The sequence below is a fragment of the Mycobacterium sp. SMC-15 genome, from assembly GCF_045310925.1.
Classification (GTDB): Bacteria; Actinomycetota; Actinomycetes; order Mycobacteriales; family Mycobacteriaceae; genus Mycobacterium.
On record NZ_JBJIAJ010000024.1, the window covers coordinates 1 to 15622 of the forward strand.

Genomic DNA, 15622 nt, shown 5'->3' on the forward strand with positions numbered 1-15622 from the left:
TGCTCACCGACAATCACACCCCACCACAAACCCACGACCTAGCCGCCGCTTGACATAGGAGCAATGCACGCTCGCGGGAGAGTTGTCAGATCTCGAGGATGGCGACGGCCGCGGCGGTATCGGCCTCGTGAGTCAGCGACACGTGGATCGTCACCTCGGCCAAATGCTGCGCGATCTCACCGGAGAGTCGCACCTTCGGGCGCCCCCAGGTGTCGGTGACCACCTCGATGTCGCGGTGAATCGCCTCCGGCAACACCGGTTTCTGGGCGAACCGCGACCCCGACCATGCCTTGATCACCGCCTCCTTGGCCGCCCAGCGGGCCGCCAGGTGCCGCGCCGCCGACGAACTCTTGTCCGAGGCGTCGCGACGCTCCCCGGGGGTGAACGTCTCGGCGAACACCGTCCCGGGTTGGTCGACCTGCTCGGCGAAGTCGGGAATCGACACCAGGTCGATCCCGACACCAACGATGCCCATAACCAGTGACGCTATCCGATGTAGACGTCGTCGTCGCCGAGCCGTGCCGCGGGGTTGAGCAGCATCGCCGACTCCTGGCGCTTCTCCGGTGAGTCGTGGTCGAACCGCCGGTCCGCGGGCCGCTCGTACATCGGCGTGCCACCGGCGATCGCCGAGGCGAGGCGCCGCTGGCCGGCCAGCACCCGGGAGCTGGCCTGCTCCTCGTACGTCGCGCGCTGACTCGGGTCCAGCGCAGCCAGGAAGGCCGCCGGGTGCACCAGCGCGACCAGACCGGACACGTGGCCGAAGCCCAGGCTGGTGACCAACCCGGCCTTGAGCGGGAACTTCTCCCCCAGCTCCAGCGTCTCGCGCACCCACACCAGGTGGCCGGCGGTCGCCAGCTCGTCGTCGACACAGTCCAGGCTGCGGTTGGGCGGGATGACCCCGTCCCGCAGCACCTGGCACAGGCCCATCATCTGGAAGACCGCCGCGCCGCCCTTGGCGTGCCCGGTGAGGCTCTTCTGGCTGATCACGAACAGGGGCGCACCGTCGGAGCGGCCCAGCGAGTCGGCCAACCGCTCGTGCAGCTCGGTCTCGTTGGGGTCATTCGCCAGCGTCGAGGTGTCGTGCTTGGAGACCACCGCGATGTCGTCAGCGCCCACACCCAGTTTGGCCAGCGAACGGGCCAGCATCGAGTCCTTGCCGCCCCGACCCGCGCCCAGGGCACCCAGGCCAGGAGCCGGGATCGAGGTGTGCACGCCGTCGGCGAAGCTCTGCGCGTAGGCCACCACCGCCAGGACCGGCAGGCCCATCTTGGCAGCCAGGTCGCCGCGGGCCAGCAAAATGGTGCCGCCGCCCTGGGCCTCGACGAAGCCCAGTCGGCGCCGGTCGTTGGCGCGGGAGAACTTCGAGTCGCTGATGCCCTTGGCCCGCATCATCTCGGTGTCGGCGGTGGCCGCCATGTCACCGAAGCCGATGATGGCCTCCAGGGTCAGGTCGTCGTAGCCGCCGGTGACCACCAGCTCGGCCTTGCCCAGCCGGATCTTGTCGACGCCCTCCTCGACCGAGACCGCCGCGGTGGCACACGCCGCCACCGGGTGGATCATCGAGCCGTAGGACCCGACGTAGCTCTGGACCACGTGTGCGGCAACGACATTGGGCAGCACTTCCTGCAGGATGTCGTTCGGCTTGGCCCGCCCGAGCAGGTTGCCGTGGTACATGGTCTGCATCGAGGTCATGCCGCCCATGCCGGTGCCCTGAGTGCTGGCCACCAGCGACGGGTGCACCCAGCGCAGCAGCTCGGTCGGGGTGAAGCCCGCCGACAGGAAGGCATCGACGGTCGCGACGATGTTCCACAGCGCCACCCGGTCGATGGAGGTGGCCATGTCCTGGCTGATCCCCCACACCGTCGGGTCGAACCCGGTCGGGATCTGAGCACCCACAGTGCGTGACAGCTTGCTCTTGCGCGGAACCCGAATCTCGGTGCCCGCCTTGCGGATCACCTGCCAGTCCGAGGAGTCCGGCACCGGACGCACCACGGTGTGCTCGGGGTCGAACTCGACGAACGCCCGCGCGTCGGCCTCGCTGGAGACCACGAACGAGAAGTCCTTGTCCAGGAACACACTGACCAGCAGCGGCGAGGCGTGATCGGGGTCGATCGCGCCGTCGTCGACGAACTCGCGCACACCGACTCGTTCCACCACGGCGTCGTGGTAGCGCTCCACCAGTTCGGCCTCGTCGACCAGCTCACCGGTCGCGGTGTCATACCAACCCGGGGTCGGGTCGTCCTCCCACTTGACCAGCCCAGTGGTCCAAGCCAGCTCCAGCACCCCGGCGGCCGACAGCTCGCCGGCAACCTCCATCTCGAAGCGGGTGCGCGACGAACCGAGCGGGCCCAGCTCGGCGCCACCGACGATGACCACCAGATCGGCCGGGTCGACGTCGAGGTCGTCCCAGACCGGCGGCGGTGCCGGGGTGTGGCCGCGCGGCGGGCTCGGCAGGGCCGCAATGGTGTTGCCGGCATCCTCGGCATCCTCGGCATCCTCGACGGCTGCCGCGTCGGACGTCATCTCCTCGCGAGCCCGGGCGGCCAGTTCGGCCATGTCCAGGTTCGCCTCGGCCAGGCCACCGGTCAGGTCGGCCTCGATCGGCGTGTTGGCCGCGGCCACCTTGGACTCGACATTGCACAGGCCGAGCAGCATGGCCGCCATCTGCTCCGTCGAGTAAGTGGTGACACCGGCCTCCTCGACCGCATCGACGATGACGTCGTTGTGGCCCATCAGCCCGGTGCCGCGGGTCCAACCGATCAGGGCGTGCGCGAGGCTGACCCGAGATGCCCACGAGGACTCGGCCTTCCAGCGCGACACCAGCGCGTCCAGCGAAGCCTTGGCTTCGCCGTAGGCGCCGTCACCGCCGAACATGCCGCGGTTGGGCGATCCGGGCAGCACCACGTGCAGCCGGGAGGCGATGTCACGTTCGGCGCCGATCTTCGACAGGCCGCCGATAAGCCGCTGCACTGCCCACAGCAGCACCTTCATCTCCATCTCGGCGCGCGCACCGGCCTCCGACAGATCGCCGGTGACTCGCGGAGCCGCGAACGGGAACAGCAGCGTCGGAGTCTGCGCATCCTTGAGGTGAATCGACTGCGGCCCAAGGCTTTCGGTCTGCTCGGTACCGACCCACTCAACCAGCGCGTCGATGTCGGCGTAGGAGGCCATGTTGGCGGGCACCACCCACAGTGCCGCACCGAACCGAGCGTGGTCGCGGTAGAGGTTGCGGTAGAAGCTCAGCCGCTCATCGTCGAGTCGAGACGTGGTGGCGATGACGGTCGCACCGCCGTCGAGCAGCTGCCCGACCACCGACGCCGCGATCGAACCCTTGGAGGCACCGGTCACCACCGCGACCTCGTCGCTGTAGCGGCCCCGGCCCGGGTTCTCCGCACCGGCAGCGATCCGGGCGTACAACGAGCCGTGAATCTGCCGGCCGGAGGCCAGCGACCGGGCCTGCCACCAGGACGCCTGGGTGGCGACCACGTGGCCGGCACCCTCGAATCGCTCGGCGAGACGAGGCCAGTCGGCGTCGATGTCGCCTTCGTCGACCAGCCACAGCTTGACCAGGTCTTCACGGGCACTGGCCCAACGGTCGTCGAACAGCACCGCCTTGCGCCCGTCGAACGTCGGCGCCACCAGACGCGGCCAGTCCGAACCCAATTCGGCGCTCACCAGGTCGATCAGCTCGCTGTCGGTGGCGCCCGCCTGGGCACTCACCGCGTCATCGAACCCGAGTTGGCCCAACACCAGCCGGGCCGCTGAGGCGAGCACACCGTCGCGTCCGGTGATCGCACTGGTGAACTCGCCGAGCGCGGCAGCATCCACCGTCGCACCCCCGCCACCGCCTGCCGACGGCAGACTCACCGCGACGCCGCGGCGCGCGGCGACGGCCTGAATGGCCGCATCGATGACCTTGTCGACAGCCGCGCCGTCGGCGAGCGCACCCTCGTGCAGCCCGCCCAGGGCGCCGCCCCGGACACTGGTGCCTTCGCGGGTCCCCAACGCCACCTCGACGGTGACGTGCTTGGCCCAGCCGTCACCGAGCTCCCAAGCCTTCTTGACCCGCTCGGCAATGGCGCCGGGCCGCTTGCCGGACGGTCCGAGAACGGTGCGGAGCTGGTCGTTGATCGCGTCGGTCAGCACCGGGCCGTAGGGCTTGTAGGTGCGCGCCAGCTTGGTCACCTGCGACTTCAGCCCGGACAGGTCGGCCTCGGCAGCGCCGTCGATGGCGCCCAGGTTCAGCTCCGAACCCAGGTCCACCAGCAGCTGGTTACGCCGCGAGGACGCACCATCGGTGATGGACTCGATGGAGTCCAGCGCCTCGATCTGGTCGATGCGCATCTTGGCGCTCAGCGCGATCAACGCGCAGGTGGCATCGGCGGCGTCGAACGCGATGTCGTCGGGGCGCGGGGCACCCGACGGAGCTGAAGGCACAGCCGGCGCGGCGGGCGCCGGGGCGGTCGCCTCGGCCGGGGCGCCTTCCGCGGAAGCCTCAGCCGGGGCCTCGTCCTCCTCCGGCTCCGGCTCGGGGTCCTCATCGGTGGCGAACAGCACCGCTGCGTCCCGCTCGGCGTTGAGCACTTCCACGGTGCTGTGGGCGTACTCGGGCAGCTTGAGCGTGTTCGTGGCCAGCCCGGCGACCGTCGGAGCGGTCTTCACACCGATCTCGACAAACCGCTCCACGCCCAACCCACCGGCCGCCTGCTCGATGAACAGCAGGTCCTGGGTCTCGATCCAGCGCACCGGGCTGGCGAACTGCCAGGCCAGCAACTCGATCACGATCTTGCGGCACAGCTCGCTCGGCTTCTCGTTACGCCAGGTGTCGTAGTCGGCCAGGATCTCGTCGAGCGGCTCGGCCGGCACCAGGTCACGAATCTCTTGGACGAACTCTCGATCCAAGGTGAACGGCTTGGGCACCAGGTTGGGGATGTAGCGTCCGACGATCAGCTCGGGGTCGGTGTCGCGAGGCATGACCCGCTCCAGCGAACGCCGGAAGTCATCGACGCCGATGCGGAGCACCTCGGAGTGGAACGGCACGTCGATCCCGGGCACCAAGATGAATGACCGCTTGCCACCGGAGATCTCACGGCGCCGCTCAACCTCGGCCTCCAGCGCCTCCAGGCCGGCCACCGTGCCGGCGATCGCGTACTGCGAGCCGCGCAGGTTGAAGTTGACGATCTGCAGAAATTCCCCGGTGCGCTCGGCGATCTCGGCGACAAACGCGGTGACGTCGGCGTCGTCGAGGTCGATCTGCGATGGCCGGATGGCGGCCAGGCGGTAGTTCGACCGCCCCATGGCGTCACGCGGCACGATGTCGTGCATCTTGGAGCCACGGTGGAACACCACCTCCAGCAACGCCTCCAGCTGGTAGACGTCACTGACACACGCCAGCGCGGTGTACTCGCCGACGGAGTGACCGCAGGCGATCGCGCCCTCGACGAAGGCACCCTGCTCGCGCATCTCGGCAACCTGCGCGGCGGCCACAGTGGCCATCGCCACCTGGGTGAACTGCGTCAGATACAGCACACCCTCGGGGTGCTGGTAGTGCACGCCGGAGGCGATCAGGCTGGTCGGGTTGTCGCGCACCACGTGCAGCACCGAGAAGCCCAGGGTGTCGCGGGTGAAGGCGTCCGCGGAGTCCCAGACCTTGCGGGCGGCCTTAGACCGGGCCCGCACGTCCATACCCATGCCCTTGTGCTGGATGCCCTGACCGGGGAACGCGTAGACGGTCTTGGGGGCGGTCAGCCGGGCGGTCGCCGACATCACCAGGTCCGAGCCGATCCGTGCGCTGACTTCCAGAACCTCTGCGCCCAGGTCGATTCCGACCCGGTCCACGCGGAAGTCGACGTCATCGCCGGGCTTGACCATGCCGAGGAAGCGCGCGGTCCAGCCCACCAGCCGCGCCGGTGGGCGAGCCTGGCCGTCGGTGGCGGTCACCACGTGCTGCGCCGCGGCCGAGAGCCACATGCCATGCACGATGGGCGATTCCAGGCCGGCCAGCAGCGCCGCGGCCCGGTCGGTGTGAATCGGGTTGTAGTCGCCGGAGACCGCCGCGAACGGCCGCATGTCCACCGGCGCGGTCACGGTGACGTCGCGCCGACGGCGGCGCGGAGTGTCGGTGGCGTTGTCGGAGACCGCGCCGCCGGCCCGCACCGGGTCGGTCAGTTCCGCGGCGCCGGTGCGCCCGCGGATCGCGAAGCGCTCCTCCAGGGTGGCCAGCACGGTGCCATCGGCGGCGGCAACCGTGACGGACACCGGGACGACGCGGCCGACCTCGGTGTCGGTGGCCGCCAACGCCGTTGCGGTGACGGTCAATTCAGCCGGTTGCGCGGGCAGCGCGGCAAGCAGATGCGCCGCGTGGTCCAAGTGCACCAGGGACAGTAGGCCCTCGACAACCGGGAACCCGGCGTCGGTGGTCGCGGAGCCGATGGCGGCGAACACCGCCGGCCAGCACCGCCCGACCAGTGCGTCGGGCACCGTAGACAGTCCCGGCGCCAGCGGTGCGCCGAACGTTGCGGTCACTCCGGTGTGATCGGCGACCTGCTCGGGGTTCCACGCCACGGTGACGGTGGCCGTCCCCTCGTGCACCGGCGGCAGGGCCTCCGGGCCGTCGACGCCGGCGGCGATGGCCAGCACCGCGCGCATGGCGGCTGCGGCGTCCTCGGTGGACACCAGCGGGGTGGCTCCATCGACGACCGCTGCCGGGACGGTGAAACGAATGTTGATCCAGACACCGGACAGCGGCACGCTGAGCACCACGTTGGACTCTGAGGCGACCTCCAGGCGAGCCCCGGTCGACGGGTGGGTGGCGGTGCGGTTCTCGTGCACCTGCCACTCGGCGGGGTCGGCAATCCGGTGCACGGGGTTGGTGGCGGTGCGACCGGCCCACAGCACGTCGGGGGCGTCAAGCAGCACGGCCAGCGGGCCGGCGACGTCGGTACGGCCCTGACGGCGCGCTGAGACCGGGATGGGTTCCACACCGGTGGCGAGCACCTGGTCGACTGCCTTCTGCTCGAAGCGGTCCAGCAGCTCACCGACCGGCTCGTCGACCCGGGTGATACCGGCGACGGCGGTGATGCCCGGAATGATGCAGACCTGCTCGGCGGTGTAGCGGGCGTCGTGCGCCTGCCACAGCGAGTCGCTGCGCCACCAACGGCGCACATCCTTGTCGATCACCGGCACGAAGTTGACCGGCTTGCCCGGCGTCTTGCAGAGCTGGGTGAAGAACGGCGCGTCGGCCGGGTGCAGGCGAACCGTCTCGGCTTCCGGGTAGCGAGCCAGCAGAGCCGAGATGGCCTCTTCGGGGCGCTCCAGGATTGACTGTGCCCCTTCCGAATCGGTGAACAGTGTCTCGATCGGGCCGGACTCGAGTTCGTTGAGCCGCGCTTCGGCGCGCTGCAGCATCGAACCGAACCGCTCCCGCCAGGTGTCGGCCAGCCACGGGCTGTCCGGTGAGGCGGTGTCCGCGGTCGAGTCGCCCGCACCGATGGCCAGTTCCACATAGCGGCGCAGCCACTGGGCGTACGTCATCTCAGTGACATCACCGAAATAGGGCTTGGCGGTGTCGGCAAGCGCGGCGATGATCTCGTCGCGACGTGCTGCGACGGCCTCGCCGTCACCGGCGACCTCGTCGAGCAGCCGGCCGCAACGTGAGGCGACGTTGTCGATCTCGTGGATGTCGGCGCCGAGCTGGCTGCGCGAGGAAGCCATGCCGCCCTGCGCTTTTCCTGCGCCGATCCAGTGGTCGGTGCCCGTGGTGTCGACCAGCATCTGCTTCACTGCCGGCGACGTGGTGGCCTCCAGGGTGGCCATCGCCGCGGTACCGACCAGGATGCCGTCCACGGGCATCAGCGGGAAGCCGTGCTGCTGCGACCACCGACCCGACAGGTACTCGGCAGCTTGCTCGGGGGTGCCGATGCCACCGCCGACGCACAGCGTGATGTTGGGCTGCGAACGCAGCTCGGAGTAGGTCGCCAACAACAGGTCGTCGAGGTCCTCCCAGGAGTGGTGACCGCCGGCGCGGCCGCCCTCGACGTGGGCGATCACCGGCGTGGTGGGAACCTCGGCGGCGATGCGGATCACCGACCGGATCTGTTCGACGGTGCCGGGCTTGAACACCACGTGGCTGATTCCGGATTCATTGAGCTCGGCGATCAGCTCAACGGCCTCTTCCAGCTCGGGAATGCCGGCACTGATCACCAGCCCGTCGAACGGGGCGCCGGACTGACGCGCCTTCTGCACCAACCGCTTTCCGCCGACCTGCAACTTCCACAGGTAGGGGTCCAGGAACAGCGAGTTGAACTGGACGGTACGACCCGGCTCGAGCAGCGTCGTGAGCTCCGCAACCCGGTCGTTGAAGATCTCCTCGGTGACCTGGCCACCGCCGGCCAGCTCAGACCAGTGTCCGGCGTTGGCGGCCGCGGCGACGATCTTGGCGTCGACGGTGGTCGGCGTCATGCCGGCCAGCAGGATCGGCGAGCGGCCGGTCAGCCGGGTGAACTTGGTGTCGAGCTTGACCCGGCCGTCGGGCAGCGTGACCACCGACGGGGCGTAGCTCGTCCAGGGCCGAGCGACCTCCGGGACGGCGCCGATGGTGAACAGGTTGCGCTGACCACCACGGGTGGCCACCGGCACGATCCCGATGCCCAGGCCGCGGATCACCGGCGCGGTCAGCCGGGTCAGGATGTCGCCGGGTCCCAGATCCAGAATCCAGCGGGCACCCGCGTCGTGCAGCGTGGTGACCTCGTCGACCCAGTCGACCTCACCCACCAGGATCGAGTCGGCCAGCTGGCGGGTCAACTCGACATCGAGGCCCACCTTGGCGGCCCACTGCGCCACGATCTCGATGCCATCGGACAGCCGCGGCGAGTGGAAACCGACCTCGACCTGGACCGGCTCGAAGACCGGAGCGAAGACCGCGCCGCCACGCAGCTTGTTCTTGCGCTCGGCGGCCTCCTTCTCGGCGATCTGCTCGCAGTACAGCTCGAAACGGGACAGCTGTTCGGGGGTTCCGGTGATGACCACCGCACGGCGACCATTGCGGATCGACAGCACCGGCGGAAGCACAGTGCGCACGTCCTGGGCGAACTCGTCCAACAGTTGCCGGATCCGCTCCGGGTCGACATTGCTGATCGCCACCATCGGAGGACGGTCACCCAGTACCGAGATGCCCCGGCGGCGGGCCACCAGCGTTCCGACGGCGCCCAACAGCTGGGCGATCGCGAGCAACTGCACGTCGGTCGCGCCGCCGGCCTTCAGCGCCTCGACGCCCAGGATGCCCTGCGAGTGCCCGGCCGCGGCGACGGGCGGGGTGGCCGAAAGATCCAGGCCCTGACGCTCCAGCGCCCGCATCGCCGCCATCTGGGTCAGCAGCACGCCCGGCACCGACACGGCGGCCGAGGTCAGCTGCTTAGCCGACGGGATCGGGTCTTCAGCGGCCAGCGCCCGCACCCATTGCAGCGGCTCGAAGCCGATGGGCCGGACCACGACAAGTTCCTTGGCGATCGGCTCGAGCAGCAGGTCGGCCTCACCGGCCAACGTGGCCAGCTCCGTCTCGATGCCGGCCGAGGACACCAGCTCTTCGAGCGACTCCAACCAGGCACTGCCCTGTCCGCCGAAGGCGACCGCGTACGGCTCGCCGGCCGTCAACCGATCCACGAGAGCCGACGAGGCACTGGCGAACCGCCCCGCGCCTGCCCCCTCTGCGGAAACCCGGTCGTGTTCGTGGATCGTCACGGTATGTATCTCCCCTGCCCTGGTTAATGTCACGTCTTCATCGACGGCTGCCGGAATGACCGGCCCATCTGCGGGTTCTCGCGTGTTCGCGGCCGCGCTACAGCCGTAAGAGTGTCATAAGAACCTGTGCCGTTTCCGCAGCAAATTGGTTACTGGTGAGTTCTACGCTCGGGTAACCCAGCCCCGGTTATCACGGGGCTCCACGGCACGCGTAAGCATCCGGGACAAACGTCCTGCATGCGTGGGGTTACGGTCGAGTAGCCATAACGGCGCAGATCAAGGCTGCATTGTTATCGAATCGTTATGTTTAGATCAGCCAGGCCAACTGGCTTTGGGGGCGCCTGATGCTCCGACCTCGAACGAGTGCGGCGATCCCAGCTGTTCCCGCCCCCGTTCGGCGCCAGTTTGCTGGCATGACGGCGACCCGACAGCCGTCAGACCCACTGCCCGAACTGCGGCTGCAGGATCTCGTTAATGTCCACTCCCACGCCGCCGACGGTGCGCCGATCGATCTCGACCTGATGCAAGTTGGCGGCCGGATGGGCGATGCCGCCGGGTGAACCGTAGTTGTGTTGCCAGAAGCAGGAGCCCAGACCGTCCTGCAGCGCCCACTCGATGGTCTTGGAGTTGGCGTAGACGCCGGTGCGCTCCGGCCCGATCACCGACTGCCATCCCCGTAGGTAAGGAGCGACCTGCTCCTTGTACTGCTCGTAGGACGGGTTGTCGTCGATCGAGGCGTAGATCGGAGCACTGTCGGGGCCGCCGGCCGCCGTGTGCAACTGTGCGCCACGCTTGGCATGGTCCACACCGGCGTCCTGGCCGCCCAGCCAGTCTGCGGTCGCCTGCTTGCCGAACTGGTAGCAGGAGACGAGCGTGAGTCCGTTCTCCTGCAGGTCACGCGCCTCGGCCGGCTGCAGAGGCTTGCCGAGCATCCACTCCGCGCCGGGCCGGCGGTCCGACACGTAGCGGATAGCGCCTGCTGCACCGGATGCCTTGATCGCGCCGGCCGACAAGACCCCTGCCGAATAATCCAGCAGAATCCCCAGCGGCGCCGCCTCGGCTGCCGCGGCGAGCAGCGCCGAGACCCCGGCACCGAGCCCGGCCGCCGCGGGCACCGTCGCGGCGAGTTTGAACACGTCACGCCGTGAAATCACCACGCGACACAGACTAAGACAGACTTCGGCGCGGTTTGCGCCGGTCACCGGCGGAAACCGCGCCGAAATCGTGTGCGACCATAGCCGGTGTCCTGCAAATGACAGACAAGGTAGGCCGCAATTGCGTCCCTGGATCGTGTGGGGCACCGGCCTGCTGTCCTATTTGGTGGCCGTCCTGGACCGGACCACCTTCGGAGTCTCGGGTCTCGACGCCGCCGATCGCTTCCACGCCGGCCCGAGCACCCTGTCGTCGTTCGTGATCGTGCAGTTGATCGTCTACGCCGCCATGCAGATTCCGGCCGGAGTGCTGTTGGACCGATTCGGCCCCCGGGCGATGATCACCACCGGAGTCACGGTGCTCTCGGCCGCCCAACTCACGCTCTCGCTGACCCATTCGCTTCCCACCGCGGTCGGCGCGTACGGCGTCATCGGCCTGGGCGACTCGTTCATATTCATCTCGGTCATCCGGCTGCTTCCTAATTGGTTCGCACCCGAACGCGTTCCGCTGCTCACCCAGCTGACCGGCATCTGCGGCCAGTTCGGCCAGTTCCTCTCGGCGGTGCCGTTCCTGGCAATTCTGCTGCACGGCGGCTGGACTGCTGCCTATCTCTCAGCGGCCGGACTGGGCCTGTTCGCGGGCGCACTGACACTCGCGGTGACCCGCGACGCCCCGCCGGGGACCCCGGCCGCTGTACACGCGCGAACCTTCCGTGATGCCTTCGGTGAGATCAAAACAGTGTGGTCGCGGCCAGGGACCAAGGCGGGATTCTTCACCCACATGGGCAACGCGTTCTCGCCCGGCGTGTTCGCGCTGATGTGGGGGGTGCCCTATCTGACTACCGCGCAGGGCCTTTCGCGCGGCATGGCGGGTGCGGCGCTGACGCTGTCGGTGCTGCCCTTCATCGTGGTCGGGCTGTTGGTCGGAACAATCTCGGGGCGCTGGCCGGGGCACCGGTCGCGCGTGGCGCTGACCATGATGGCGCTGATCGCGGTGACCTGGACGGTGCTGTTGGCGTTGCCGCACCCCGCGCCGCACTGGTTGTTGGTCGTACTGATCCTGGTGATCTCGGCGGGCCAACCGGTATCGATGCTGGCCTTTGACTTCGCCCGCACCTACAACCCGCCGGCCGCGCTGGGCACCGCGCAAGGCATGGTCAACACCGGCGGCTTCATCGCCACCCTGCTCATCATGCAGGCGATGGGGGTGGTTATCGCGACGGCCGGAGGCTATTCATTCGCAGCGTTCCGGCTCGCCTGGACGATGCAGTACATCGTCTGGGCGGTGGCCGCCGTCGGCGTGGTGATCTATGCGCGGAAGGCACGCAACTCCGAGGCGTTCGGCCAGACGCCAATCCCGGTGGCCGTGTCCGAGCACTGAACGCTTCAGCGCCCCGGTACATGTAGATACGGATCCGGCAGCTGTGGGCAATAGGCATCCCGCGCCGCAGTGATGATGGCGTGCGCTTCGTCGGGCGGCACTTCCAGATTCGCGATGACCGAGACGGGCACCAGCCGGGGCGAGTCGCTCAGCGCCACGCAGACCGCGTGGCCCTCTTGCACCATCAGATTGCGCAGCGGCTCGCATTTGATACTGCCGCAGATCTGCTTGCTGTAGTCGGGGTGCAGCCCCTGTTGCTGCAGTTCGTCGAAGAACACTTGGTCCTCATCAGGTTGCGCCGCGGCAACCGGTAATGGCGCAAGAACTCCGGCCCCGACCATCGCCACGCTGAACGCGCTGGCCATCCACATCTTCATCGCGTTACACCAATCCACGGACGGCTACATCGTCCATTCTGACACCGGCGGGAGCACCGGAGGAGGGAACTTGAGCGGCCGATGAACCGACCCTCGACGTTCACTACAGCCGCTTCGCCCACGCATTAGCTGTAGGGGTGCTGACAGTCCGCTGTTTACGGCACAATTTCCCGCGCATTAGAGGCATGAAATACCTGTTCAATAGACTTTCTCTCATACATCCCCGCGCCAACATCCGCGGTCTCGAATTTATTAGCTGGATGGGATGGACCTATCAGAAACCCGGTCTATCGTTCGTCTCACGCTTCAGCAGGTCGCGCTCGTCTTTGCAGCAACGCCTGGCTGATGCGTCGTCAAGGGGGACGGTCGAACCACACGGGTGGTCTGACTATCGGGGGAAGACATGATCAACGCACCACACTCTCATCGGCGTGCGCGGACTGGCTGGGCGCTGGCCGCGGCGAGCGTCGTGGTCGCGGCTACGGTCGCACCGATCAAGCCATGGTCAGCGGGGATGTCGGCGGCCGAGCGGGCGGTGCGTCTGGTGGCCGGCGACTCCCTGCTCAACGTCCCCTTCAACCTGGCCCAAGACTTCTTCAACGTTCCGGCCAATGAAGTCGCCGCCACCGATGTGCTGGCTGATTCTTTTTTCTGGACCGGCACCTGGTGGACCCCGAGCGCGACGAACCTGTGGGGCGAGGACCCCGGCGACCCGGGGCACTTCATGGCCATCTTCGACTACCTGTTTCCGTTCGCTCCGCAGGTATCAGGCCTCGACCAACCGGAGATCGATCCGACCCTGCTGGCGAACGGGACTGCGGGCCTGGGGCAGCAGTTCGCCATGCTGGCCGCTGCCGAGCTCCCGGTCAGCGCCTCGTGCGACGCCGTCCAATGCGCCCCGATGGTGCCGACGGACCCGATCACCGGCGTCACCGGGATCGACAAGTTGATCGACTTCGAGAAGGTGTTCACAAACTTTCCCAACGCCGACAACCAATTGCCGCTATTCAGCCACTGGTTGCAGGTGCCGTTGCAGCAGCTGCTCACCGGATATCAGTTCCCCAGCACGGCAGCCGATTCCGCCAACCCGACGGCCGCCGGAATCGCGGACCCCTCAGCGGGAATCGGCCCGGGCGGTTCGGTGCCGGGCGCCCCGCTCGACGCGGTACCGGGCAGTCAGGCTCAACCGGGCTTCGGCTCCCCGGGCACCGCGTCCGGACCCGACGGGCAGAACTTGATGCCGTGGTCGGGAGTCAACGTTCAGCTCAACCCGCTCGGGCCGTTCGAGCAGTGGCTCCAGAGCCTGGAGGCGCCAGTCAATCCGAACGGCTTCCAGCTGGTCGGCCCGGACGACGTATCCGAGACCCTGAAAGCTCTGACCGCAGGGGCCGTGGTGGACTTCGACCCGTTCTCCCCCGGCAGCCCGCTGTGCCCGGCGTTGTGCGACCAGTCGCCGTTCGCCCCGCCCTTCGGTCTCACCACGGCGGACCTGGTGCAGTCCATCCAAAACGTCGGGCCGCCCAGTCCGCTGATCAGCGAGTGGCTCAGCCTCAACAGTTCAGGTCTGGCGAACGCGCCGACACAAGACCAGATCGACGCCACCGTGGCGGGTCTGCAGACCGGGGTGTTCACGTTCTCCCCGGGCACCGAACAGCAGATCGTTGACTACCTCAACAGCATCAACCCGAACCTGTCCGAGCTCCTCGTCAACTCGGGGCTGATGACCGACCCGGGCTACCTGGGTCCCTGGGCCGGAACCGGCGGCCCGGACAGCGGCGTCGACGTGCCCTCTGTTCCCAGCGAGCTGGGCGGATTGAACCCGCTGCAGATCTGGCCCGACCTGCTCGGCGTCGCCGACCCGACCGGGGGTCTGTCGGGTGACCTCACCGACTTCTGGACTTCGCTTTCGAGCATTTGGGACGGCTTCGGGTTCTGAGGGCCCGCGGTATCACCCGGCCAGCCCAGTTCACATTTGTGCGGGCGGAGGGACTCGAACCCTCACGCGCTTTCGCGCAATGGCACCTAAAGCCATCGTGTATGCCAATTTCACCACGCCCGCAAGGGTCCCTAGTCTAGCTTTCCGGCAACTCACCACTTCGAAGGCCTGACGGCATTCCGGATCTGGCGCGGTACCGTCATGGGGTGTCCACTACACGGCGTCGGAGACCCGCACTGGTTGTGCTGGTGATCGTCGCCGCCAGCGCCTGCCTGGGGCTGGGCTGGTGGCAGTGGAGCCGGTTCCAAGAGGTCAACGGCACGTTCCAGAATCTCGGCTACGCGCTGCAGTGGCCGCTATTCGCGTGGTTCTGCGTGTACGCCTACCGCAAATTCGTCCGCTACGAAGAAGAGCCGCCCGAACTGCACCCCGAAGACACGGTGACCGAGATACCCGCTGGACTGCTGCCGGAGCGGCCCCCGGCCGCCGCTCCCACCGATGACCCCGCCATGCGGGAGTACAACGCCTATTTGGCCGAGCTCTCCGAGAACGCCCGACAGAACAGGAACACGGCATGACCTCCTCCCCCGCCCAGGCCGCTCCCGCCGAGAAGATTCGCAGCGCGCTGCTGCCCTACCGGGTGATGGCGTGGGCAACCGGTATCTGGCTGATCGCCCTGTGTTACGAGATCGTGGTGCGCTACGTGGTCAAGGTAGACAACCCGCCGACCTGGATCGCCGTGGTGCACGGCTGGGTGTACTTCGCCTACCTGCTGACCGCTTTCAACCTCGCGATCAAGGTCCGCTGGCCGCTCGGCAAGACCATCGGGGTGTTGCTGTCCGGCACCATTCCCCTGCTCGGCATCATCGTCGAGCACTTCCAGACTCGAAACATCAAGGCCCAGTTCAATCTCTGAGGCCCCGCACCTGCGCCGAGCGTGAAGTTGGCTTCACGCTCGGCCAGGCAGATTCATACGGTCAGTGCAACATCCATTGATCTGGGGGTTGTCATGCCGAGTGGGTATCCGCATTCGTTGGCG

8 protein-coding genes and 1 tRNA gene are annotated in these 15622 nt (G+C 67.9%); 4 read left to right on the forward strand and 5 right to left on the reverse strand.

Annotated elements, in window-relative coordinates:
* Positions 1-85 precede the first annotated feature (85 nt).
* The 3 genes from ACJH71_RS22150 to ACJH71_RS22160 form a co-directional block, all read right to left on the reverse strand.
* Complete coding sequence (locus ACJH71_RS22150) at positions 86-475, reverse strand: holo-ACP synthase (protein WP_406760131.1); 390 nt, start codon at positions 473-475, stop codon at positions 86-88.
* An 11-nt stretch (positions 476-486) separates the two neighbouring features.
* Positions 487-9738, reverse strand: coding sequence for a fatty acid synthase subunit beta domain-containing protein (locus tag ACJH71_RS22155; RefSeq protein ID WP_406760132.1), 9252 nt, complete (start codon positions 9736-9738; stop codon positions 487-489).
* 434 nt (positions 9739-10172) lie between these two features.
* Complete coding sequence (locus ACJH71_RS22160; protein ID WP_406760133.1) at positions 10173-10895, reverse strand: DUF1906 domain-containing protein; 723 nt, start codon at positions 10893-10895, stop codon at positions 10173-10175.
* 118 nt (positions 10896-11013) lie between these two features.
* On the opposite strand from ACJH71_RS22160, the gene ACJH71_RS22165 reads away from it, so the two are divergent.
* The gene (locus ACJH71_RS22165) at positions 11014-12270 is read left to right on the forward strand and encodes a nitrate/nitrite transporter (RefSeq protein ID WP_406760134.1); all 1257 of its coding nucleotides are present in this window, start codon (positions 11014-11016) and stop codon (positions 12268-12270) included.
* Positions 12271-12275: 5 nt separating this feature from the next.
* Here the strand turns inward: ACJH71_RS22165 and ACJH71_RS22170 are convergent, their stop codons facing one another.
* Complete coding sequence (locus ACJH71_RS22170) at positions 12276-12635, reverse strand: DUF732 domain-containing protein (RefSeq protein ID WP_406760135.1); 360 nt, start codon at positions 12633-12635, stop codon at positions 12276-12278.
* A 415-nt stretch (positions 12636-13050) separates the two neighbouring features.
* On the opposite strand from ACJH71_RS22170, the gene ACJH71_RS22175 reads away from it, so the two are divergent.
* Positions 13051-14583, forward strand: coding sequence for a hypothetical protein (locus ACJH71_RS22175; protein WP_406760136.1), 1533 nt, complete (start codon positions 13051-13053; stop codon positions 14581-14583).
* 39 nt (positions 14584-14622) lie between these two features.
* Here ACJH71_RS22175 and ACJH71_RS22180 read toward each other — a convergent pair.
* A tRNA-Leu gene (locus ACJH71_RS22180) sits at positions 14623-14706 on the reverse strand.
* 83 nt (positions 14707-14789) lie between these two features.
* Between ACJH71_RS22180 and ACJH71_RS22185 the strand changes: the two genes are divergently transcribed.
* Both ACJH71_RS22185 and ACJH71_RS22190 read left to right on the forward strand, forming a co-directional pair.
* Positions 14790-15161, forward strand: a complete 372-nt coding sequence (locus ACJH71_RS22185) for a hypothetical protein (RefSeq protein WP_406760137.1) — start codon at positions 14790-14792, stop codon at positions 15159-15161.
* Positions 15158-15499, forward strand: coding sequence for a DUF3817 domain-containing protein (locus tag ACJH71_RS22190; protein ID WP_406760138.1), 342 nt, complete (start codon positions 15158-15160; stop codon positions 15497-15499). The genes ACJH71_RS22185 and ACJH71_RS22190 overlap by 4 nt, the downstream gene beginning before the upstream one ends.
* The last annotated feature ends 123 nt before the right edge of the window (positions 15500-15622 follow it).

Excerpts from the sequence above, each read along its gene's own strand:
- ACJH71_RS22170 (WP_406760135.1), bottom strand. The coding sequence starts at position 12,635 with ATGGCCAGCGCGTTCAGCGTGGCGATGGTCGGGGCCGGAGTTCTTGCG.
- ACJH71_RS22150 (WP_406760131.1), bottom strand. The coding sequence starts at position 475 with ATGGGCATCGTTGGTGTCGGGATCGACCTGGTGTCGATTCCCGACTTC.
- ACJH71_RS22190 (WP_406760138.1), top strand. The coding sequence starts at position 15,158 with ATGACCTCCTCCCCCGCCCAGGCCGCTCCCGCCGAGAAGATTCGCAGC.
- ACJH71_RS22175 (WP_406760136.1), top strand. The coding sequence starts at position 13,051 with ATGATCAACGCACCACACTCTCATCGGCGTGCGCGGACTGGCTGGGCG.